The organism is Flavobacterium poyangense (genome assembly GCF_011751075.1).
In the GTDB taxonomy this organism is placed as follows: Bacteria; Bacteroidota; Bacteroidia; order Flavobacteriales; family Flavobacteriaceae; genus Flavobacterium; species Flavobacterium poyangense.
This window is the reverse complement of the sequence record NZ_JAALLN010000011.1, coordinates 111,840-135,826: the sequence shown is the minus strand read 5'-3', so window position 1 is coordinate 135,826 and position 23,987 is coordinate 111,840. Positions and strand designations below refer to the sequence as shown.

Sequence of the window (23,987 nt, the reverse complement as noted above, 5' to 3'; positions counted from 1 at the left end):
ATGAAAAAACTAGTTCTTTATCTAATCGCACTAAGTTTGTTTACTGCCTGTAGCTTAGATCAAAAAAATCAAGATGAAATATCAGGAGATAATATCATCAATACAACACAAAAAGCATACAGTGTACTATCACAGGCATATATCAATTTGCCAATGGAGCCTAGTCCTTACACTATGTTGTCAGAAGATATTCAACCTTCCTATTTGATTAATAATAATGCGAGTACAAAAGAGTATTACAATTGGAGAGATGTAGAAATAGCTAAAACAGCTGATCGGATTTGGGCACAATATTATGGTTCAATCGCTCATCTAAATGCGCTACTCGCTTCAGAAAAATATATTAGTAACAATAGTACGGAATGGAATTATATAAAAGGAAATGCTCTAACGCTTAAAGCTTACATTTACTTTGATTTGTTGCAGTTATTTAGTAAAAGATATGAGCCTTCTTCATTGGGATTAATCCCTAAAGAAGTAGTAGAAATACAAAACAATGCAAGATTAACGCAAGTTGAATCTATTGCATTCATCAAAACACTTTTAAACCAGGGAATAGCCTTAATGGAAGGCACAGGAAGTCAGACAAATTATTTTATAACTATTCCTGCTGCAGAAAACTTAAAAGCACAAATAGCACTTTATACCAAGGATTATGGAGAGGCAGAAAAAATAGCAAAGAATTTAGTTAGCCGTTATCCAACCTTACCAAATACAGAGAAAGAGTATGCTGCTTTATGGCAAACGAACTTAAAAAAAGCGGTATCTGAAACGTATTGGGTATACAATTACCAACAAAATCCTAATGCCTATTTGTTATTTGATAAAGTGAAAGGAGATCTTTTTTACATCAATCATTTTGTCTCTTTTGATAAACAGGATATTCGCTACAATGCCTCTCAATATTTCTATACTATGAGTTCTCTAGATGGTGTAAATAAGGATAGGGCATTACTGGGAAAATACAAAACAAGCATTACAAGTAATGAAGCCAGGAATATTGTCCTTTCCAGAAATACGGAGACTTACTTTATTTTGATTGAAAGTTTAATTGAGCAAAATAAGCTAAATGAGGCAACTCAGGCTTTTAATATGTTTTTAGGTTCGATTAATAATCCAATTTTAGAAGATGGCAATTCACAAAATACTCTGCGTTTATTGATGCAGAGCGAAAAACAAAAAGAATTCACAGGAGAAAAAATAAACTTCTTTGATTTAAAGAGATGGAATTTGGCCATCCCAAGATACCTGCCGGATAGTAATAACCGTTTATCAACAATTGCTAATACTGATTTTAGATGGGTATGGCCAATTCCGGACAGCGAGATGAGATATAATCCTAATGCTATTCAAAACGAAGGATGGCTAATTATTAAATAAAATAAACTTAAAAACATGAAAAATACCTTTCTAAAAAAGCTAGCCATAGTAACAATACTTGCCTTTGGGGCACTATCATTTACAGCATGTTCTAATGATGAGAACTCAGATAATAGTTTTACAGGAGAAAATATGATTGTCCTAAAAGCTATAAACACGAATACAATGCAGGATAATGGTACTGATAAAATAGAAATAGAAGTGCTACTGGTTACAGCCCTAAATGAGACCTTGGACTTAGAGTTTGCGTTATCCGGAAACAAAGTAGAAGGTCAAATAATTGCAGACATTGAAAATCCAAAAATAACGATACAACCAGGGCAAAAAAAAGCGATACTAACAATTACAAATAAGACTAAAAGAGTCTTGAAAGAAGCTACTAAATTAAAACTAGAACTTGTAAAGAATAGTAGTAAACTAAGATTAGAAAAACCATTTGAAATTACAGTAACTCCGTTGAGTTTTATTGATGCGTTAACTCCTGCACAAATAGAGTTATTAGATGGTTATAAAAAGCAAGGATTAGATTTGTATCCTTTAATGGGAGAAATAGATGTTACAGGAGAAATAGATTTTCCGGGCAGCGAATATTTAACTCCTTTAAATCAACCAAAACGCACAATTGTAAAAGGAACAACTCTAATAACATTAAGCGAAAAAGCTACTGCTCAAAAACCAGTCTTAAAAATGATATCTAATCCTATGGGAGCAGAGGCTTATTTATACGAGCTTTTCAAATCAGTATCTATCAATGATAAAGAGTTTTGGGCAGAGGAAACAAATGTTGCTCATACAGCAGTTATGAAACTAATCGGTTTAACTTCTTCTTCTGAAGAAACTTTTCAAGTTACGCTTGATGATATCGAAATAGACCTAAAAACAAAAGCTGTCAAATTCACAAAAGAAGCTACTCTTTACGATGAACCAATTACTATTGTAGGCTTTGACTACAACTATAGCGCTTGGAACAGATTGAAAAAATTACTGGATGAAAAAAATCCAATAGCTATTGAAAACTATGAAATGGGAGGTACCGTTAATCCAAGTGAAATAATCAATACAGGTACAATTACAAAGAATCAATATGATACAAAAGACTGGAAGGAATCAGTAGCTAAATTAACAGATGATAAACTGACATTCCATTTTATAATGGATCACATTACTGCATCAGGATATGTTCAATTTAAAATAGAATATAAATTAAAATAGATTACGCAGCTACCTTAAGTGTTAAGCAAGATGTAACAATTTTGTAAAAAGCTATCGTTACATAATCTGTTATCATAAACCAAGTTTCTATTACACAAATAGAAACTTGGTTTATTACTTAAGAAGGCATACCTACTTTCTTTTTCAAACTACCTATAATTCACACAGTATTGAATAAAACTCTTATTCGAAATTTACAATGAGAAATACAACCTATTTATTTTTATTTTCATTATCGCTTATCTCCAGTTTAACTTACGGACAAAGTTCTACAACATCTTTGCCTGTATCAAAACAGGTTGTGATAGACAGTTTAGACAATGGATTACAGTACATTATTCATCCTACTTCACAAGCAAAAGTAGAATACAGAATGGTACTCAATGTAGGTTCTTTACAAGAAAAACAAAACGAAAAAGGATACGCGCATTTCCTGGAACACATGGTTTTTAATGGTTCAGAAGATTTTCCAAAATGGCAGGCAATTGATACCTTACAAACATTAGGATATCGCTACGGAAGAGATATTAATGCTTATACAACATACGAACGCACCGTTTACCAATTGTCTCTACAAAAAACGGTTAACCCAAAACTTGCTCTAAATATCTTCTCAAATTTTTTATCTAAAGCAGAACTAAACGATGAAGCAATTGAAAAAGAACGTAAAATAGTTATCCAGGAAATAAAAGATTTTGGACAAGAAACAGCAATCAATCAAAAAAAATTAGAAGGTACAAAACAGCAACAGCATCTGCCTATAGCCAGAGAACAAGACATCCTGATTCTTAACAGGCAGCAGTTAATAGACTTTTATAAGAAATGGTATGCTCCCAATCTTGCCACTCTGATTGTTACAGGTAATATTGATCCGGTACAAGTGCAAAAGGAAATTAAAGCAATATTTGAAAAAACAAAACCTACTACTCGTGGAAAAAGGAGTCAGAATATCTACTCATTCAACCCTTCATTTGCAAACTCTTTATTACAAGAAAAGAGCAGCACCAGCAACAAAGCCAAGCTTGAACTGATACGCTTTACAAAATCACCATTAACCCAAACAAAAGAAGATTTTAAGCAACTTTTAACTGCATCAATTTATACCAATTATATCAATCAAAAGATTAAACAAACATCCTTAAAAACAAATTATCACGCAATTTGGTATCTATCTAACAGAACTGAAAACACCTTTGAATTAGAGGCCAAAACTAAAAAAGAATTACTTAAAAAAGTAGACACACTAGCAACACTGATTAATACCATAAAGCAAGTAGGAATATCGGAAACAGAATTGGCAACGATCAAATCAACCACGTTAGCAAGATTCAATACAAGTTCAAATGACGATGCTACTTTTTTGGCTGATGCCTATGTAGATCAAGCTGCTGCTTTCAGTAATTATATTGATGCAAAAGAGAGAGAAATTCTTGCAAAAGAAATGATTGTTTCGATCACTTCGAATGATATACTGCAGCTGCATTGCGACATGTGGCTGAAAGAAAATAACAACTTGTATTTATTGACCGAGATGCCTCAAACCTTTGGAAAAATCAATGAAAAAAACATTAAAAAGACATGGAACAAAGGTCTGACAAAACAATTGTCTTTTACACCAAGTATAGAAAAGAAAGAAGATGTGATAGTCAAAGAAGCATTTACGTGGCGTGATTTACCTGCGAAACCATTTTCTAAAGAACCTGCTTATCTGAAGAATACAAAGTATTATGAGAATATTGATGTAACCCAGCTAACCCTAAGTAATGGTTTGCGTATTGCAATTAAACCTACAAAAAGTGATGACAAAAGTGTTGTATTATCTTTGGCTACCAGAAATGGCTTTAATTTATTGTCAGATCAAGAATATCCCTATTATCAAGATACTTCTTATTTTGTAGATAGTTCCTGGATAAAAGGAATGACAGAAGACGAATATACTACACAAAGTAGCGACAAAGAAATATCTACATTAGTGAATATTGCAGAGAATGTTAGTACTGTAAACACAATGATTCGCACTACTAATTTAGAAGATTTGTTTGAATGGTCGTATCGAAAAATGTTTGATTATGAGATGCCAAAACAAGACTTTGACGAATATATTGCGCAAGAAATTGGGCAAAGTTCTCAACAAAAGAAAGAACCTGGTTTTATGCGCATTCCAAGTATTCAGCTTGATCACAAGATAGCAAACTACAAAAAAACCGCAATTCGAGAACAGAAAGAACTAAGCACAATTGCAGAATGGAAACGAGTAAACCTAAACGACATGTTTTCATTTTATGATAAAATTGTAGCCCAAAGTCAAGATAATTTTCTTGTAATAAGCGGAAATGTAAATGTTGAGGAAATAACAAAAATGGCAATAAAATATTTTGGCAATATACCGGCTAATACAACAAAGTTAACTACTACACCAAATGAAGTCTTCACGAATAATTCATTACAAACAAAAGAAATTAGACGTGAAAAAATAATCACGGATGATATTGAAAGACCTGCCACCACTATTATTTTTAAAGGGAAGATTAATGCAATATTAAAAGAATTTATTATTGCTCAAATCGTACGTGAAGTATTTAATGATGCGTTTTTAAAACGTTCCAGAGAGAATGAAGGTTTGGTTTATTCTCCTTCCACTGACATACAGATAGATTTATATCCCATTACTCAAACGGCAATTTCTCTTAGCTTTTCAGCTTCTGAAAAAGATATTCCTACTCTAGAAGATATTGCAAAGAGTGTTATCCTTGAACTACAATCAAACCGTATTGATAACAGTTTGTTGAATCGTATGAAACGTACTATTCTCACTAATAAGACGATGCACCTTAACGATAATGCTACTTCAGAATGGGTAGAAAAAATAAGAGAGGTGTACCTTAATTACGCCGATCTAAACGATTTCAATAACTATAATGAGTTACTGAATTCTATTACAACAGATGAGATAAAAGATGTAGCTAATACTCTATTTGATAGTACAAATTATGGGGTGTTTACGCTTTCTCCCAAATAACCTGGGAAGAAATATAATTCTTAGCTTTATGTTTCTTAACCGCAATGTTCGCAAAGGCTTTGCGCAAAGCCCGCAAAATATTAACACAAAGTCAAATCTTTTGCACGCAGATTTTGCAGATTTATTCAGATAGTTTTTATCTGAGTATAAAACAAATATCGGCTTAATCTGTAAAATCTGCGTGCAAAAAACTCGACAAACATAAGGTCATGCTAAGATCAAAAAAAACTTTTTGATGAAGCTTTGCGGGCTTTTGCGATCAACACAAGCAAAAAATCCTTGTGGACTCTGCGGTTATAAAACATGCAAACTTTGTTAAAACAACAACTTTTATGCTAATCCCTCAAAACTTACCTTAATTCTGTTTAATTTCTGAAAGTATTTTTAAGACTTTGCCGGTGAATTTCTGTGTTTCGAAATTTTGCGGATCGTCATGACTATCATTTAATTTTTGATCGATATTGGCATGAAAAGCAGGCACTAACCATTCTCCTTTTCTAAAACCGGAACAAACATAAAGGAGCGCAAGTCTTTCATATTGAGAATCGGTAAATCCGGGTTTTGGCGCAACGGGAGCATTCTTGTCATTTCCGGGTGGATAAACTCTTGGTTGCACTAATTCGATGTGAATAAATAAGCCACGTGACGCAGTTCCTAATGTCTTCAACTCAAATTTGGTAGCTCTCAGACCTTCAGAAAAATCCGTGACAGCTTTAGATTTTCCTGTTCGAGTTACATAAACATGCGTTACTTTACTATTCCATCTGTTTACATTATTATAGCTCCAGGATTCCTCATTAATGTCTATTGGAAAATCAGTTCTATAAACAGGAGTACTTACATCATGAATTACAAAATACTTTGCAAACACCTTCTTGTTACCTACATTGATATGCGAAAGAGGTGCGCTGATATCGCCACCAATCTCCGTATTGCTGATATTCTTATCAGATAAGTATTTTTGGAGTTGCTGCTTTGTTATATTAATTTTCGAATTTAATAAACTCACGTAAGCAGTATCAAGCTTAGCTTCTTTCTCGCTTATTTTTCCCCAAATTTCCACATACCTCATCAATAACTTCGCTTGAGCTGTTTTAGAGCCCTTGTATTCCATTTTCCCTTTGTCAAATTGTTGAGAAGGAACTTGTGCAGACAGTATTGTTGCTTTAAAAAGCAGTAGTATAATAATAGCGTATCTCATAACATAAAATATTCGTTATATTTTATTTGAATTTACAAAAGAGCCGAGGCGCAAGCAACACGTATTTATACTTGTTTTTCAATTTATTGCGGATGCCTTACAATATAAAAACCGATCAAAAGAAATTAATTTGGCTTAATGTGGGAAACCGCAAAAAATATCCAACAAGTAACTTTATCTTAGCAAAAAAAAGATTCTACCATATATCTAGTTAAACTAGAGAAAACTGCCAAAAATGAAAAGTTTAAACAGATTCTTTATTACTGTGCTCACAATATTTGTCTGTGGCTTAGGATTACGTGGAAAACTATCTGGAGAAAAATTTAATTCTGAAAGATGGAAAAACGCAGATTTAAATCTTGAAAAAAATTCGACTATGCGTTGGAACATGATGAATAGTTTGCGAAATAATTACGAATTGATTGGAATGTCAAAAAATGAAATCATTAACTTACTAGGAAAACCCAATGGTAATTTTTTAAAAGCAAAAGAATTTAGCTATTATCTTGGATATACCAAAACTGGAATAAACACGGGAAGTTTAACCATAACATTTGAAAATGAAAAAGTAATAGGGATTAATGTTTGGCAAGGTTAAAAGCACTCTTAACAACTTTTTACAGAGATTCAAATTTCAGCCTGAATTTATTAATACTATACCATACAAATAATTTTAGAAATGCTAAAAAAAATACTCTCCTTGATTTTATTGAATTTATTGTTTGCGAATCTTGTCTTTTCTCAAGAGTGTAATTATAAAAAGTATAATGAACTTGTTACTCTTGCTAAAAAAGAAAATGCAGTTGAAAATTTTAAGGAAGCAAATACTCTTTTTAAACTAGCTTTCGAAAACACTGATTTTGTATTTGGCACTGATCTAAATATCGCATTAAAAGTCGCAGACAAAACTGGGGACAAAATTTGGATGAAACAAATTGCAATAAAACTAGCCAAAGGGGGCATCCCGTTAGTTTTTTTCAAAAAATTTGAAAATCACAAATGGTACAAGCAATTCTTCGAAAATTTTCCTGAGTATCAAGAATACTATACTTCCAATTTTGATTCAAATCTCAAAACTGACCTCATCGACTTAGAAAAGTTTGATAAAGAAATTAACAATCATTATCATCAATGGAGAACAAAAGAACATGACTATTCGATAGATACTTTAGTTTCTGAAATGAAGACAGTCTCCATTAGATTTCAAAATATAGTAGAAAAATACGGTTTCCCAACAGAAAGAAAATTTGGATATTATTATACCAAAAAAAGTATTGAAGAACTGCCAACCTCTATAGTATTAATACACATTTATCAAAGAGGAGAATTACTCTACAAAGACCAATTAAATGAATTAGTCTGCAACGGAAGTTTAACCCCCATTTTTGCTGAACAACTTCAAAATACAAAAGGTTTTGGCAATAGCACAGGTATTGAACAAGAAATGGAAGTCAGAAAACTAAAATACCGAAAATAAATGCAGCTGAATAGATTGACATTGTTGCTTTCCGGGATAAAGAAATTTTGTATTGAAATTTAATTACAAAATAGATAAACTATTCAAAACACAATTATTATAAATACTTTTAACAGTTACAATGTAACATTGCAAAACTTTTCCTATCTAATACCTTATATTTACTAATCCTTTTAATAGATTAATTTATGGAAAAAAATAGACGCGACTGGTTAAAAAAAATTGGTGTTGGAGTTGTTGGCCTTGGACTTGTTCCTTATGAAACATTTGCTTTACCTATCAATAGTTTTCCCGAAAAAGATACTAAAAATACTTTAGTTAGATTAAGTTCAAACGAAAACCCTTACGGTCCGTCTAAAGCAGCAAAAGATGCTATGATGGAAAGCATAACCTTAAGCAACCGATACGGCTGGGATATTACGGCCGAACTTGTTAATTTGTTAGGAGTAAAAAACAATGTACCACAAAACCATATTTTAGTTAGTGCCGGCTCTACTGAAATTTTAGATTTAGTGGCACGATTTGCAGCATTACAAAAAGGCAATCTTGTCATTCCAGATCCAACTTTCGGATATTGGGCAGATACTGCCGAAAAACTGGGATTAACCAAAATCAAAGTTCCATTAACGGCAGACAAAAAAATTGATCTTCCAAGAATGTTAACTTCAATTAATTCTGATACAAAATTGGTATATATCTGTAATCCAAATAATCCGACCGGAACAATTTGCGAAAGAAACGATTTAGTACAATTCATAACTCAGGCCTCTAAAAACTCCATTGTATTAGTTGACGAAGCCTATATTGATTATACCGATCAGAAATCAGTAAGCGATTTAGTTCTTGATAATAAAAACCTCATAATCGTTAAAACGTTTTCAAAAGTATATGGTTTAGCAGGCGCCAGAATTGGTTATGCCATTGCAAATTCAAGCACAATTGAAAAACTGACAGGATTGCAAACCTTGACCAATGGAGACGTTAGTGTTGTTTCAGCTGCAGGGGCAATAGCTGCAATAAAAGACGAGAACTTTGTAAATACCACCAAAACACTAAATCAGAAAACCAGAGAATATACAATCAGAGAATTAGAGAAGTTACATATACCATGTATTCCATCCGCTGCTAACTTTGTTTATTTTTCTTTAAAAAACTACAAAAAAGACTTCTTTCACCAACTGAAAACCAATACCATTATAGGTACAAAGATTTACGAGCAAGAAGGGAAGTGGTCAAGAATAACAATCGGAAAAATGGAAGAGATGCAAAAATTTATAGCTTCACTGCAATAAATAAAGCTCTGGAAAAAACTTTAGGTTTTCCATTCCAATAAGTTTTCACATGTAAAAATATCAAAAAACTCCATTATTAGTAGTGGAGTTTTTTTTTAAAAAGGTGTTCTTTTCAACTTTAATAGAAGGTATCACAAACCCTGGAAATAATTAAGGTCTTTCTATATAGTGAGACCATACTACAAAGAAAAACTCTAAAACAGGGCTTTAAATATTCAATCCTAAACTAAATCAATGCACCTATAAATTTGTATCATTCAATAATGACTCTGTTTGATAATTTAACAGTCTGTAAATCTAATTATCGTGCTAAGAAAGTGTAAGGTTCTTTAAAATAATTTAAGACGTTAGAAACCTAAATAACGCTTCTGGATTAAAGTTAAATTAAAGACAAAGAACTCGCGCGCTATTCTATCAATGGAGATCAAAGATATTTTGTAGTAGCTAAAAACGGTAGTTAATTGCAGGTTAGACCCTTATTGGGATTTGTTCACAAAACCAACTCATTTTTTAAACTAGATGCCTACTGCTTATGAATATATACAAACTACGTGTTCTTTTATTTTCTCTTCTGTTTTCTTCCGTTGCTTTATACTCTCAGGTAACGTATGAGTTTTGCATGACTGCAAAATATGGAAAAACTATTGTTTTGGACTTTAAAATTCACAATAACACTACAACTCCCATATCAAATTATAATTTTGAATTTAATTGGAAAGATGTTTCTAATGTTATTATGTGGTCCGGTTTAGACGTAATCCAAAATGGTACTAATGGAGTCGTAGAACTTAGAAAAACCACCTGGGGCAATGCTCTTCCGGTTGGCACTACGACATACAGCATTACAATGGATTATGAATTAGGAATGTTTCCACCTGACGAAGGAGTTTTAAATGGCGCTACCATTAAAGGAAAAACTTGTTACACACCTCCCGCGCATGAGAATTTTAAATGCGAAAGGAACTTTAGCGATCTTTGTACCGTAAAACCTGTTGGTTCCAATGGTCACGAAATTAGAATAGGTGAAGGTTCTGCATTTGCCTGGAATGCTCCAATACAGATTTATATTCCCGAGAACAGAAAAAGCTGGGCAATAGCCATGGCTGTATCGCATTCTATATTTACAAACCTAATGGGATTTGATGTGATGAGTATCAATGAATGTTTTGCTACTGCCATACAGGAATCAAATGCAAGCTGTGAAGGAAGCCGGCTTGTTGCCCCAAGTTGGGTAACAACTACATATCCGCATAATGACACTAATAGGCCTTTATATTGTTACGATACCAGCGGCGCTGTAGCCGTAGGGTATTTCCAGCAAGAAATGGGAGGTAGTTGGACAGAAATGGAAATGAATTACCCCTGTTTCATTCCTCAGGTTGATAGAAACAATTTTATTGGCACTGCAAATACAGGCTCAAATTTTGAATTTCAATCCATTGTAAAAGCCTATCATGATTATAGAAATGTAGCATATTGGCAATATGTAAAATGTTGGAATCCGATAGATTTTTTCAAAAAATCAAACGACCCTTATGCCGCTGTCAAAATAATTGGTATGGCATATAATCAAGGCATGAACCACACTTCTTTTGACGATCTTTTTAATAGAGATCGTGCGGCTTCTATTGGCGCTACTAACATAATGGATCGTATTACTCCATCAACACCAACTGCTACAAATAGACTTTATGCGGAACAAATCAATAGATTGACAAAGGTTCTTGACAATAAAGTCGCTGAAATCAATTGGACTGACGCTGTTGTATTTGGAGTAACAAATAGAGCAGCACATAGTTTCAGAGGGTATTATGACGCTCAATTTACATGGAATGATGTTGAGGAATACATAAAAAAAATAACCCCTTTTTACGCTTCCTTTGGCGTACAGGAATCAAATTTTGTAAAAGCAGTTAAACCTGTTTTTGATCATATCAATGGAGGCAATCCTATTTCTTTTAGATACCAAATGTCAGAAGTAGTAGAAGCAATAGTAACCTTTTTACCGGCTTTTGATCCTAAAAAGGGATTAGCTGAAGTATATGGCGGATCCGGTGCAAACAATTGTTTTGCACCTACTGCCAAAATGGAAGGTTTTAATGCAAGTTGTGGAAAAGACCTATCCTTAAAAGTTTACTTTTCCGGCAAGGCACCTTATACATTCACTTATAAAAAAACAGATGTTTCCCCGGCGATTGTTTTTCAGGACATCACTACTTCACAAAATCCGTATACGATCCAACCTGCTCAAGAAGGCACCTATGTCCTTACAGCCGTAAGAGACGATGTTAGTGCAGGTGAAGTTGTTTGCAGTCCAATAGAATTAAAATATATTGGTACGACAGCAGTTGCAAAATTAGTCAAATATGGAGGAACCCCCTGTTCAGGAATAGGTTCTGGCATTCAGGTCGAAATAAACAGCACCGCACCGGGTCCTTATACAATCGAATATAAAATAGACGGAATAGCACAGCCAGCAGTAACTATAAACAATAGTCCATACACTCTTATTACTTCACCAGCTCCGGCAGGAACATACAAGCTAACAAAAATCTCCGTTGCAGGTTGTGATACAACATTAAATGAAACACTTATTATCGACGCAACTCCTGCTGCTCCGGTTACAAGTGCTAAATTGTCTAAATTTGGAGCATTGCCTTGCTCAGGAATCGGGCCGGGTATTCAGATTGATGTTAATAGTACTGAACCGGCTCCTTATGTAATCGAATATGAAAAAGATGGAGTAGCACAGCCAGCAGTAACTATAAATAATAGCCCTTACACTCTTATTACCTCACCAGCCCCTACAGGAACATACAAACTAACAAAAATCTCGGTTGCAGGTTGTGATACAGCATTAAATGAAACACTTATTATTGACGCAACTCCTGCTGCTCCGGTTACAAGTGCTAAATTGTCTAAATTTGGAGCATTGCCTTGCTCAGGAATCGGGCCGGGTATTCAGATTGATGTTAATAGTACTGAACCGGCTCCTTATACCGTCGAGTACGAAAAAGATGGAATAGCACAGCCAGCAGTAACTATAAATAATAGCCCTTACATTCTTATTACCTCACCGGCTCCGGCAGGAACATACCAACTGACAAAAATATCCGTTGCAGGTTGTGATACAGCATTAAACGAAACACTTATTATCGACGCAACTCCCACCGTTCCGGTTACAAATGCTAAACTGTCTAAATTTGGAGCATTGCCTTGCTCAGGAATCGGACCGGGTATTCAAATTGATGTTAATAGTACTGAACCGGCTCCTTATGTAATCGAATATGAAAAAGATGGAGTAGCACAGCCAACAGTAACTATAAACAGTAGCCCTTACACTCTTATTACCTCACCAGCCCCTACAGGAACATACAAACTAACAAAAATTTCCGTTGCAGGTTGTGATACAGCATTAAACGAAACACTTATTATCGACGCAACTCCTGCTGCTCCGGTTACAAGTGCTAAATTGTCTAAATTTGGAGCACTATCTTGCTCAGGAATCGGGCCGGGTATTCAAATTGATGTTAATAGTACTGAACCGGCTCCTTATGTAATCGAATATGAAAAAGATGGAGTAGCACAGCCGGTAGTAACTATAAACAGTAGTCCTTACACTCTTATTGCCTCACCGGCTCCGGCAGGAACATACCAACTGACAAAAATCTCGGTTGCAGGTTGTGACACAACTTTAAATGAATCACTTCAGATTGATTCCGTCTCAGCTGCCCCGAACGCAAATGTTAAACTTTCTGAGTATGGAGCATCAGTTTGTCAGGGAAAAGGCCCTGGTATTCAGGTTGAAATAAATAGCATCGGGCCCGGCCCTTATACAATCGAATACGAAGTAAACGGAATTATTCAGCCGGCTGTAACAATAAATAGTAGTCCATATATACTTGTTACTTCACCGGCATCGTCAGGAACTTACAAATTGACAAAAATTTTTCTCGCTAACTGTGATTTGCCTCTCCATAATATCCTTACTATCAAAGATAATTTTGAGAAAACGACAGTCAAAATAGAAGGAGATTTACATTTCTGCAATCCATTTAAAACAGTTTTAAAGGCTACAATAAATCCAACAACTGCACAGATTGTATCTTATCAATGGAGAAGAAACAATACCGATATCGCTAATGCGAATACCGAAAATTACTATGCAGATCGAGTAGGGGATTATACTGTCGTGACCACAGACAAAAACGGTTGTGTATTTACAACTCCAATTGTAACAGTAATAGAAAAATGTGATGGTCAAATTCCGGCCCCTCTTCCGATAGCATTAGATTACCCAAAGTTTTTCACACCTAATGGGGATGGATACAACGATACGTGGCACATTAAAAACTTTGACCAATATAAAAAGCCGGAAATAAGAATTTTTGACCGCTTTGGAAAATTTATAATTCAGTTATCCGAACACTCGAATGGATGGGATGGCACCTACAACAATAATCTTCTTTTTGCTACAGATTATTGGTTCGTCATGACATACGATGATAAGGATAATCCATTAAAACGAAAAACGATGCGCGGACACTTTTCGCTTAAACGCTAACATTCTTAAAACTCTATTTTAAAAAGAAGAATGTCATTTATAACAAAATGAATACTTTATCCTGCGATCCTATTTTCTAAAAGTTACTGTTTTAATAATGAATAGAACTTATAACTATACTCTAATTATGCATACTCAATTTATCCCCTGCCTTATCTTTCTTCTTTTGTCAACACATTGTTTTTCTCAAGAGGGAATTCCTGTATATTCTGATTATCTATCAGACAATTATTATCTGATTCACCCTTCGATGGCGGGCGCTGCCAATTGTGACAAGATCAGATTAACAGTGCGTAGTCAGTGGTTCGGTCAGGAGAACGCTCCTGCATTACAAACCTTGAGTTACAATACAAGGCTTGATGAAAAATCGGCGGGAGGAATTATTCTCTTTAACGACAGAAACGGGTATCATTCCGAGAAAGGGGTTAAATTGACTTATGCACACCATATTATGTTTTCGAGAGATAATATTGACTTGAATCAGCTTTCGTTTGGAATAAGCGGTGGTTTAATACAAAGTCAGTTAGACGAAACCCATTTCCTTGATCCCGGGATTATAGACCCTATTATTACCGGAAATATCCAAAGCGAGACATACGCAAATTTCGATATAGGAGCTTCCTATAATTTTCTCAATATGTATGCGCATCTGACTGTAAAGAATGTTTTAGAAACCAAACGCACTATTTACACAAATTCGGAAAGCAACAATCTAAGAAAATACCTTTTTAGTGCCGGTTATATTTTTGGCACTTCTGACAAATTTCTATGGGAACCCTCTATTATGTTTCAGTTTAAAGAAATGACAAAAGAAAAATCAATTGATCTTAACTTAAAGACATATAAAAATTTTAAAGACGGAATGCTTTGGGCCGGGCTATCCTATCGCACTAATTTAGACAGTCACAAGGTGGTGGGGCATAATTCAAAACAAAGATTGCAATACATCACACCTATTATCGGAACAAATTACAAGAAATTCATGTTTGCCTATACGTATTCTTTTGTTTCCAGTAATGTCAAATTTGATAATGGAGCGTATCATCAAATTACTTTAGGACTTAATTTAGCCTGCAAAAAACAAAAATACGTTTGTCATTGTCCGGCAGTAAATTAGTTTGGGATTAGATTCGCAGTTTTTGTCAATTTCGACAAAGGAGAAAACTTCCTATAAAATGTTTCTACTCTTCGTAGAATGCCGTGCATGATATCTCCTAAGTCGAATGACAAAAAAACTCTAATTGGATTCATTTAGACCAATAATCGTCCACGAAAACCTCTTGCAGCATAATAAGAATCTGCACCATTGTGATAGACAAAAACTGTATTGTATCGGAAATCTGAAAAAAGAGCACCACCAAGCTTTCTAATATCAGGAGGAGTCACAATCCAACTAGAAGTTTTAGTGTCAAATTTTCCGAGTTTTTGCAAATCATTATATTGATCTGCGGTTAGAATTTCAATTCCCATTTCAGTAGCTCTGTTAACAGCACTGTCTTGGGGTTTGTGTTCTTTGCGTTTTTCCAACGCTTCATGGTCGTAACAATAACTTCTGCGGCCTTTTGGACTTTCGGCTGAACAATCAACAAAAATGTACTGGTCGGTTTCTTTATCATATCCAACAACATCCGGTTCTCCTTCGGTTCTTTCCATTTCTTCCAGCGACCAGATTTTATCAGGGTTAGCCTCCAGTTTGGTTTGTATTTTGCGCCATTCAAGCCCTTCATGACGTTTGCTGTTGTTCTCAAAGCGAGCTTCTAAGACACTAAGTAATTTGTCCTGCTGCTCGGCAGATAATCTGTTCTTCGTATTACTCATTTTATTTTGTTTTTTACAATTTTAAATATCTTTTAATCCTTTTCCCGCCAGGATTTGCGGTATTACTTTCTCTATCCGGGTTTCTCTCGTTTTAGATTGTTTGGATTGCGAAAAATAAAGAAGATACCCTCTTTGTCTTCCCGGAGTTAAAGCTTCAAATGCTGTTTTTAAATATGGCAGCTCGTCTAATTTTCTCTGAAATTCTTCGGCAACGTCAAATTCTTCAGTTTTCTTAAAGATCACCTGCAAACCTGCTTTTTCAATTTCGATTGCTTCATAAATATAAGCTTTAACAGTCGCTTTTATCTCCGCAATATCCTTCACATTTGTGAATCGAATCTGGCGTGTAGCCTGTGTATTTTTCGACTGATGATTGAGAATAGTATCCGTGTCTTTTAATAGAGCACCCTTAAAAAACAGAAAAGCACAATAATCTTTAAAAGCATGTATCAATACGATGTTGTTGTTCTGAAACGTATAACACGGAGAATCCCATTTTAACTCTTCAGTCAACTGACAATCAAGAGCGATACGTCTTAATTCTTCCTGTTCTTCTTTCCACTTTTTAGCTTCTTCAAAATAAAAATCAACCTTTGGATTCATACCCATTGAATTTTAAAATAAAATTATACCATTACTTTTCTGTCCGCTGGCCTGAAATACCAGGATATTACGGTAAGAACAATCAGTAAAACCGGCCCGAAAAGTTCTTTAGGGCTATCACCGCTATACAAATGAGAAAAAACAGCACCCGACATAGCAAAGAAAAAACCTGCATAAGCCCATTCTTTCAATAAAGGGGACTTAGGAATCAGTATTGCAATAACTCCTAAAATCTTACAAACCCCCAAAAGGATTAGAAAATATAGCGGATATCCCAGATGTTGCATCATTTGAGCTTCTTCTTTGATTTGCATCAATTGAACGATTCCTGTCGCTGTCATCCCCAAGCCAAGCCAAAGTGTAGCACCCCAATAGATAATTTTGTTTTTCTTAGTCATAGTTATTTATTTTAATTGGTTTACGATATCCTGTAATCTGTTGTGCGCCATATTTATACCTTGAGCAAAAGGCAATTTCAACATCTGATCTCTCAGCGCTACAGATTTGTAAATGATTTGCATAGTAAGCTTACTTGTGGTCTCTGTAATTTTTTCAAACTCTAAAAACTCTAATTGAGCAGGGAAGGCACTATTTCCCATTTCAAAGGTGCGTGTAATTTTTTCCTCCGGAAGAAATTCATGAATTACCCCATTGGCTTCAAACACAACATTTCCTTTGGGATCACTCGTCTCAAATTGCCAGCTACCGTGTTTTTTGTTTTCGAGTTTTATCACTTTTGTTCCCATCCATTGCGCTACAATTTCAGGTTCGATATACGCTTTAAAAAGTAATTCTAAAGGCAAATCAAATTCTCTGGTGATGACCAATTCCTGTTTATCCTCTTCGGCATTAATTTTTGTTTTTCTTTCCATGATCGTTATTTCTTATAATTTTTCATAATAGCTTCCAATTTATTAAAACGTTCGTCCCACATTTTTCTGAAAGGCTCAATAAAATGGTCTATTTCCTTGATTTTCTCGGGATTCAAATGATAATAAATCTCTCTTCCGCTTTGAGTCTGATGGAGTAGTTCACATTCATTAAGAATTTGAATGTGTTTTGAAATTGTCTGTCTTGATGAATCAAAATTGGCTGCTATCGCACCGGGAGTCATCGCTTGTATAGCAACCAGACTTAATATGGTTCTACGGGTCGGGTCGGCTATTGCCTGAAATACATCTCTTCTAATTTCCATTACGCAGTTATTTGACTGCACAAAATATTTTTAACATTATTTTTCATTAAAAATAGAAAAAAAAAGAATTCAGAAAATATGCAACTGACTTATTTCAAGAAAAATAAGTATAATTTAGGGAAGGAGTTTTGCCACAAATTGCGCGAATTGCCACGAATTGTCTTGTTTTTATTGCGACACAGATTGCAAATCTAACTATAAAAAATCCTTTTAATCTGTGAAATCAGCGGCAGTACCCTTTTCTATTTTTGCCACAGATTAAATGATTTACACTGATTATTTTTTAGTTTGAACAAATAATTCGTGCAAATTTGTGCAATTCGTGGCAAAAAAACTTTCTACCTAAACTGTTTAGGTTTGAGTTTCTGAGCCGCAAGTACCGCAATTTCATTAATACGATTTTGTCTTGTTTCCGAACGTTTAGCAACAGCCACCCAGCCCAGCAACATCTTTTTTACGGATTTACTTAAGCTTTCGAAAAAATCTTTTGCACCGGGATTGGCCTCAAAAGCAATCTCCAGATCTTCCGGAACATGCAATTCTTCTACCTGATCTAAAATAGTCCACGAACCATTTTGTTTAGCTCTTTCGATGCTTTCAAAACCGGCTTTGCTCATTAGTCCTTCTGCTATCAATCGCTCAATTTTTGCTTTGTTTATTCTAGACCAGACACTGGAAGGTTTACGTCGGGTAAAAAATTGTATAAACTTATCAGAATCAATTGATCTTCTCGTACTGTCAATCCACCCGAAACATAACGCTTCATCAACCGCATCACTCCAGGTAATTGTGGGTATATTAGCTTGTTTTTTGTAACAAACAAGCCAGATCGATTGTTTTACATCGTGATTCTCTTGGAGCCATTCTCTCCAATGTTGGCTGCTTATCGGGTAAAAAGTGTCTAAATCCTGCATTTACTTGTTAGTTATGATCTTGGTTAAAGTTTAATTCGTTTTCTAATAGTATTCAAAATTAGGAAACAAAAAAAGCATAAAAAAACTCCTTAAAATTAAGAAGTTTTTTACTCTTTTGGTAAGGCATTCTAATACGGCTTTTGAACTGAATTTATATTTTTTTAAGCGTCAACTTCATTTCCTTGCTGTCTAATATCAATTCATCTTCTGTTATTGTACTTTCGCAAGGATACGGGGTTCCTGTTTCGTCTTTAATAACCAAACTTTTTCCGCCTTTTGTTAAAGCATAGGTCCCATTTGTTATTTCACTTTGCAAATATCCGGTTACATGTCCGTCTTTAGTAAACGTTAAAGTCCCTTGTGTCAGAATTACATTTTTTGCAGAATCAGAAAGCGGCATTTTGGCTTCAACAGCTGTAATTTTCCAAGAATTAACGAGTTTGTTTCGACCCTTGCACGAAATCATTACTACTGCTAATAGCGTAACTCCTAAGATAAATAATTTAGATTTTCTCATGGTTTTTGATTAAAAGTTAAACAGGAAACAAGTTACAAAAAAAATAAGTTCAAAATACTTAGGATCAATTATTTAAATAAAGTTGGATATACTCTGAGTTTTGTTATTAAAAAATTAAGTATGATTCGTGTACCTTATTAAAAAGTAATAAATCTATAATTAAGTTTATTATTCCTACAAATAAGTTAGTTCAAAGTTAAAGCTCCGAGAATCTCTTCATACATAAAAGGACCACCGGGATATTTGGCCGTGTAATCCAAATTTAACCACACCTGACCACGCTCATCGATGTGATAATGCAGTTTTTGCTTGTAGCTCTCTTTAACAAAAAGCACGTTTTTAATCAAATAGTTCACTTTTTCCAAATCAATTAGAGAACCAATTAAAATTTCGGGATAAATATGCCCTTTGGTATGAATTAATCGTGGCGTTCCCCCAATCGAACGTATTGCAGCAGCCATCAATATAGAATGATCGTCACAATCACCTGAAAAGTACTCTAACGATTCACTTGCTGTTGCAATGTAATCTCCCTCTTTTGGGTCATTTACATAGTTCCAACGGCTGTTGATCTCTTTAAAGACAGCAAAACACTGAATCGTGGTTCTGTAATCAGCATATCCTTTTATCCCTTTAAAATGCTTTGTTGTGGCCATAATAGCAAAATTTCGAACTTTTGGATTCTGATATTCTATAGCGTTTATAATCTTTGATTTGTTGGGAAAGGGAAGCAATTTGGCAACAATAATATCCTGTGGATAAGGGTTATCAGACATGGTATAAATCATCGAATTATAATCTTCTGAGATCTCAGTAAAACCATAGTTCCCAATCACCGTTCCATAAAACAAAATCAATAGATAAAGGGCAATGCAAATTATTATTATAGTTCGCAAAAGCATCAGTAGAAAAAAAACTGCAGCAAAAAGAATAATAAACAATAAGACACGATCTAAGTTAAAAGACCATTCTAAATCGATAAGATTTTGATGCAGTATGATAAAAATCGGAATGGTAATCAGAACACTCAACAGCATAATAATAATCCTGTCCCAAGGTGATTTCACCTGTAGTTTGGATTTTAACTGCGGAAAGTCGATTTTAGGGAATTTTATCATAAGAATCAAAAGCAGTTTTTTTATAATGCTTTTACCATTTCTACAAAAGTACTTTTTTTCTCAATAATTCCGAGGTCAAATAATTGATTTTGAATTTTATTGAAGGCTTTTTCCTCCAATTGTTTTTGAGACCAATGGGTAAGCTTCAACCAATCCTGAATGTCCTCGATTTTTTGATTAAAAAGCGATGATAGAGTTTGGTCTATACTCGGAATCTGTTTAAAATCGGAAGTCGTTCTATTTATGATTTCCAGTATTTTTTCAACGGTTTTTGTGTTCTCTTTCAAAAATTCATCGCGAACCGTAATTACAAAAGAAGGCCACGGAGTAGGGCAGTCACCAATTCTTCTGAAAATCCCTTGATCTACAAGAGGTTTTGTCATAAAATGTTCCCACATAAAGTAGTCCGCCGATCCGTTTGTTAAAGCTTCAACAGCACCATCGATTGTATTCACAATCTCAAATTTCAAATCATTGGTCTCCCAGCCTTGCTCATTTGCATTTACGTAGGCCATAAGCTGCGATCCCGAACCTAATCTGGAAATGGCCGCTTTTTTATTTTTAAGGTCTTTCAGGCTATGAAAATCGGACTTAGAAGCCACATGAATCCCCCAAATCAAAGGAGACTGTACATAAATCTGAACTATTTTAGAAGGATTACCGGCCGCAATATCTTTTACAATTCCTTCGGTCAGGATAACGGCAATATCAGCTTCTTCATTGCGAAGCATCTGACACATTTTGCCCGTGCCTTCCGGAATGTTTGTCCATTGCAAATCAATATTTTCTGCTTCAAACTCACCATTTTCAATACACAATTGCCATGGAAGGTTAAAATGTTCAGGGACACCTACTATTTTTACAGTTTTCATTATTCTCTAAGTTAAATTTGGTATGCGTATTCTAATTTTGTTGTTTCCGGGTTACGTTTTACTAGTTTTTTAGTAAATCAGCCCTGTGTTTCTCTGAAAGACAAGGTTCTGCAAACTCTATAACAGAAAGTGTTTCGTATTCGTTTAACAAACTTTTGACAATTGAGTAATCTACCTCTCTTACTATTTCAACTGAGAAAAATGTATCGTTTAAGCTTTCAGACAAACAATTCATTGCTTTTAATTTTTCTCTTATAATCTCTTTGTCAAAGTCTTTCTCTAAAACAATAACCTGCACAATTGAATTCCCGGAACTTTGTATTGTTTTTTTATAAATCAAGTGCCCTTCCTTTGCATCATATTCTGCATAGAAAAGATCATCTGTCGCAATTAATGGGCCGAAAAAAGGAATATTATCCAGTTTAAAGTACCCTTGCTCCAAATCAATGATTTCTGCCCACATCGTCTCTACAATCATATCTTCTAAATAATCACTGTAGTACCTGAACAAGATTTTTTTATGCGTATTTTCCATTATTCAATTTCGTTTATTTCTGCTTTTAAGGGTGAGATTACGATGCGATAGCCGTCGGGATCCTGATACATTTTACCATTCTCATTCCAAAACGGATTACTCGCCTTTATAGTTGATATACCATTATTTAAAAGTTTATCAGTTAATTCGATATAATCTATAATTCTTTCCGGATAGAGTACGATAACATCATCTTCATCAAAGACATGTTTGGCTTTGGTCTCGGATTGTGTAAATTCGAAATGCCAGTCTAAACCGGCCTTTCCGATAAAAACACCGTCATACTTATTGTGATTCTGAAAACCGCCCAAACGTTCAAAACCCAAGATATTGACATAAAAATGTTCTATTTTCTCCAGATTATCGGTATGTCGCGCTACTCGTAAAGTCATAATCTAAATTTAATTAATTCAAAACTTACATAAAAGATCTAATTTCTAATCTGTTTAATATGATGCTCTAAATGTTCCACATAATCTGTCATTAAAAACTTTAAATCAATGACAGACTGATCCGCCAATATAATTTTATAGTCTAAGGCTTCTTTACTTACACTTTTAAACAGTCTTATAATTTGTTTATTTAAAGAAAGCCAAAGCTGTATTAGCTCTCCAAAATCCATTTCCTGATACTGATTTAAAACAACCAAATCATTTTGATGATACGGTCGATGATGATATGGTTTTTCAAGATAATTAATTTCTGTAAAGCGAACCAGATTATGAATGGCAGAATCTGTCAAATGGCCTAAAATTTCTTTTTTTGACCATTTTCCAGTTTTCCTTGCTTCTAAAATTGAAGTGTCAATTGTTGGAAAATAAATCGCATTTTCGCAAAGTAATTGTTCAAATTTAAGAATCGCTTCCTGCATTTAGATTGTGCTTGAAAGTTTATTTAATGTATAAGTAATCAACTCATCTACCGCCTTGTAAGGATCTTCACTAAAAGTTCCCGAAGCACGATTGGCGATAATAGCATTCAACGATAAAGCATTATGTCCTAAAAGAGCCGAAAGCCCATAAATAGCTGCCGTTTCCATTTCTAAATTCGTGATTCTGCTGTCGTTAAAATTAAAATTATCCATTTTGGCATTTAATTGCTCATCCTGAATATTCAAACGTAAAACACGTCCCTGTGGACCATAAAAACCACCTGCAGTTGCTGTAATTCCTTTGAAGATGCGATCAGATTCAATCACTTTTTCTAATTTTTCAGAGCAGGCAATTACATAAGGTCTTCCTTTTCTGCTATCCCATTGCGTATGGGCTATAAAAGCATCCTCAAGTGCAACATTCGAAACTTCATCAATTAAATAGGAGCGAAGCATATTGTCTAAACCTAAACCGAATTTAGACATTACAAAACTGTCCACAGGAATATCAGCTTGTAAAGATCCCGAAGTTCCAATTCTGATAATATTCAGTGAAGTCAGATTCTTTTTTGGCTGACGCGTTTCCAGATCGATATTTACTAAAGCGTCTAATTCGTTCAGTACAATATCAATATTGTCCGGGCCGATTCCGGTTGACATTACAGTAATTCGTTTTCCTTTGTAGATCCCGGTTTGGGTTTTAAATTCTCTTTTTTGAGTTGAAAATTCAATTGAATCAAAAAACTGAGTGATTTTCTCGACTCTGTTTTGGTCTCCAACAAAAATGATGTCGTTGGCTATGTGTTCAGGACGAAGGTTTAAGTGGTAAACACTTCCATCCGGATTTAATATTAGTTCTGATGCTTGTATCATTCTTTTTTCTAGTTTCTAAGGTTTTGAGATTCTGAGGTTCTGAGGTTCTGAGTTTTTTTGTTTCAGGTTTCAAGTTTCAAGTTTCAAGTTATGAAAACCCAAAACAAATCTCGATTAGTTTGGAATTTGGAATTTAAAAAAAATTGGAATTTAAAATTTACCCCCCAACTCTCTTGGTTTTAAAGCCTTTTTCTTTTAAAATAGCCATAATCTTGTCGCGATAATCTCCCTGGATGATGATGGATGCATCTTTAAAAGTCCCGCCAACACTTAGTTTTGTTTTGATTTCTTTGGCCAGAATCTTAAAGTCTTCATCGCTTCCTTCGTAGCCTTCAATTATGGTGGTTGCTTTTCCTTTTCGCTTTTCAAACTTGCAGATCATAGGCTCTTTCTGAATGTAAAGCACATGATCCTGCTCCTGAACTTCTTCGGGCTCATTTGATTCGATATGATCAGGAAATAAATTCTTTAATTGATCGTGTAAATCCATAATATTTTATTCTAAAAAATAAATTCCAATTCTTTT

General features: G+C 34.4%; 23 protein-coding genes. 8 read left to right on the top strand and 15 right to left on the bottom strand.

All coding sequences use genetic code 11. The features are described 5' to 3' along the window. The 3 genes from G3A47_RS16540 (at position 1) to G3A47_RS16530 (ending at position 5,611) form a co-directional block, all read left to right on the top strand. On the top strand, positions 1-1,380 hold the full coding sequence (locus G3A47_RS16540; protein WP_166924333.1) for a RagB/SusD family nutrient uptake outer membrane protein: 1,380 nt from the start codon (positions 1-3) through the stop codon (positions 1,378-1,380). A 15-nt stretch (positions 1,381-1,395) separates the two neighbouring features. Continuing rightward, positions 1,396-2,592, top strand: coding sequence for a DUF4929 family protein (locus G3A47_RS16535; RefSeq protein ID WP_166924331.1), 1,197 nt, complete (start codon positions 1,396-1,398; stop codon positions 2,590-2,592). Positions 2,593-2,791: 199 nt separating this feature from the next. After that, positions 2,792-5,611: a M16 family metallopeptidase gene (locus G3A47_RS16530; RefSeq protein ID WP_166924329.1), complete on the top strand. Its 2,820-nt coding sequence runs from the start codon at positions 2,792-2,794 to the stop codon at positions 5,609-5,611. A 355-nt stretch (positions 5,612-5,966) separates the two neighbouring features. On the opposite strand, the gene G3A47_RS16525 is transcribed toward G3A47_RS16530, so the two are convergent. Beyond that, entirely contained in the window at positions 5,967-6,812 is an 846-nt protein-coding gene (locus G3A47_RS16525; RefSeq protein ID WP_166924327.1) for a hypothetical protein, read from the bottom strand. A gap of 235 nt (positions 6,813-7,047) precedes the next feature. On the opposite strand from G3A47_RS16525, the gene G3A47_RS16520 reads away from it, so the two are divergent. The 5 genes from G3A47_RS16520 to G3A47_RS16500 all read left to right on the top strand — a co-directional run bounded on the left by G3A47_RS16520 (position 7,048) and on the right by G3A47_RS16500 (position 15,262). Further along, the gene (locus G3A47_RS16520) at positions 7,048-7,410 is read left to right on the top strand and encodes a hypothetical protein (protein WP_166924325.1); all 363 of its coding nucleotides are present in this window, start codon (positions 7,048-7,050) and stop codon (positions 7,408-7,410) included. Between the two features lie 111 nt (positions 7,411-7,521). Next, the gene (locus G3A47_RS16515) at positions 7,522-8,289 is read left to right on the top strand and encodes a hypothetical protein (RefSeq protein ID WP_166924324.1); all 768 of its coding nucleotides are present in this window, start codon (positions 7,522-7,524) and stop codon (positions 8,287-8,289) included. Between the two features lie 188 nt (positions 8,290-8,477). Continuing rightward, complete coding sequence (locus G3A47_RS16510) at positions 8,478-9,581, top strand: pyridoxal phosphate-dependent aminotransferase (protein ID WP_166924322.1); 1,104 nt, start codon at positions 8,478-8,480, stop codon at positions 9,579-9,581. Positions 9,582-10,113: 532 nt separating this feature from the next. Beyond that, positions 10,114-14,145: a T9SS type B sorting domain-containing protein gene (locus G3A47_RS16505; protein WP_166924320.1), complete on the top strand. Its 4,032-nt coding sequence runs from the start codon at positions 10,114-10,116 to the stop codon at positions 14,143-14,145. Between the two features lie 127 nt (positions 14,146-14,272). Continuing rightward, the gene (locus G3A47_RS16500; RefSeq protein ID WP_166924343.1) at positions 14,273-15,262 is read left to right on the top strand and encodes a PorP/SprF family type IX secretion system membrane protein; all 990 of its coding nucleotides are present in this window, start codon (positions 14,273-14,275) and stop codon (positions 15,260-15,262) included. 134 nt (positions 15,263-15,396) lie between these two features. Here the strand turns inward: G3A47_RS16500 and G3A47_RS16495 are convergent, their stop codons facing one another. The 14 genes from G3A47_RS16495 to G3A47_RS16430 form a co-directional block, all read right to left on the bottom strand. Beyond that, complete coding sequence (locus G3A47_RS16495) at positions 15,397-15,963, bottom strand: DUF4256 domain-containing protein (RefSeq protein WP_166924318.1); 567 nt, start codon at positions 15,961-15,963, stop codon at positions 15,397-15,399. Positions 15,964-15,984: 21 nt separating this feature from the next. Further along, on the bottom strand, positions 15,985-16,566 hold the full coding sequence (locus G3A47_RS16490; protein WP_166924316.1) for a YdeI/OmpD-associated family protein: 582 nt from the start codon (positions 16,564-16,566) through the stop codon (positions 15,985-15,987). A gap of 23 nt (positions 16,567-16,589) precedes the next feature. Then, on the bottom strand, positions 16,590-16,964 hold the full coding sequence (locus G3A47_RS16485; protein ID WP_166924314.1) for a DoxX family protein: 375 nt from the start codon (positions 16,962-16,964) through the stop codon (positions 16,590-16,592). Positions 16,965-16,970: 6 nt separating this feature from the next. Beyond that, a complete protein-coding gene (locus G3A47_RS16480) occupies positions 16,971-17,438 on the bottom strand; it encodes an SRPBCC family protein (protein ID WP_166924312.1) in 468 nt (155 codons plus the stop codon). A 5-nt stretch (positions 17,439-17,443) separates the two neighbouring features. Then, positions 17,444-17,761: an ArsR/SmtB family transcription factor gene (locus G3A47_RS16475; RefSeq protein ID WP_166924310.1), complete on the bottom strand. Its 318-nt coding sequence runs from the start codon at positions 17,759-17,761 to the stop codon at positions 17,444-17,446. 338 nt (positions 17,762-18,099) lie between these two features. Continuing rightward, entirely contained in the window at positions 18,100-18,675 is a 576-nt protein-coding gene (locus G3A47_RS16470; protein WP_166924308.1) for a YdeI/OmpD-associated family protein, read from the bottom strand. Positions 18,676-18,826: 151 nt separating this feature from the next. Continuing rightward, positions 18,827-19,192, bottom strand: a complete 366-nt coding sequence (locus G3A47_RS16465; RefSeq protein ID WP_166924306.1) for a hypothetical protein — start codon at positions 19,190-19,192, stop codon at positions 18,827-18,829. 185 nt (positions 19,193-19,377) lie between these two features. Further along, positions 19,378-20,310 (bottom strand): transglutaminase-like domain-containing protein, encoded by a 933-nt coding sequence (locus tag G3A47_RS16460; protein ID WP_166924304.1) that lies wholly within the window; start codon positions 20,308-20,310, stop codon positions 19,378-19,380. Between the two features lie 20 nt (positions 20,311-20,330). Continuing rightward, entirely contained in the window at positions 20,331-21,182 is an 852-nt protein-coding gene (locus G3A47_RS16455) for a substrate-binding domain-containing protein (RefSeq protein WP_166924302.1), read from the bottom strand. A 61-nt stretch (positions 21,183-21,243) separates the two neighbouring features. Then, positions 21,244-21,717 (bottom strand): DUF4265 domain-containing protein, encoded by a 474-nt coding sequence (locus tag G3A47_RS16450; protein ID WP_166924300.1) that lies wholly within the window; start codon positions 21,715-21,717, stop codon positions 21,244-21,246. Then, positions 21,717-22,109: a VOC family protein gene (locus tag G3A47_RS16445; RefSeq protein ID WP_166924298.1), complete on the bottom strand. Its 393-nt coding sequence runs from the start codon at positions 22,107-22,109 to the stop codon at positions 21,717-21,719. The genes G3A47_RS16450 and G3A47_RS16445 overlap by 1 nt, the downstream gene beginning before the upstream one ends. A gap of 38 nt (positions 22,110-22,147) precedes the next feature. Beyond that, positions 22,148-22,588 (bottom strand): DinB family protein, encoded by a 441-nt coding sequence (locus G3A47_RS16440; protein WP_166924296.1) that lies wholly within the window; start codon positions 22,586-22,588, stop codon positions 22,148-22,150. After that, entirely contained in the window at positions 22,589-23,461 is an 873-nt protein-coding gene (locus G3A47_RS16435; RefSeq protein ID WP_166924294.1) for a nucleoside phosphorylase, read from the bottom strand. It abuts the gene before it with no gap. Between the two features lie 157 nt (positions 23,462-23,618). Next, a complete protein-coding gene (locus tag G3A47_RS16430; protein WP_166924292.1) occupies positions 23,619-23,951 on the bottom strand; it encodes a translation initiation factor in 333 nt (110 codons plus the stop codon). Positions 23,952-23,987 lie beyond the last annotated feature (36 nt).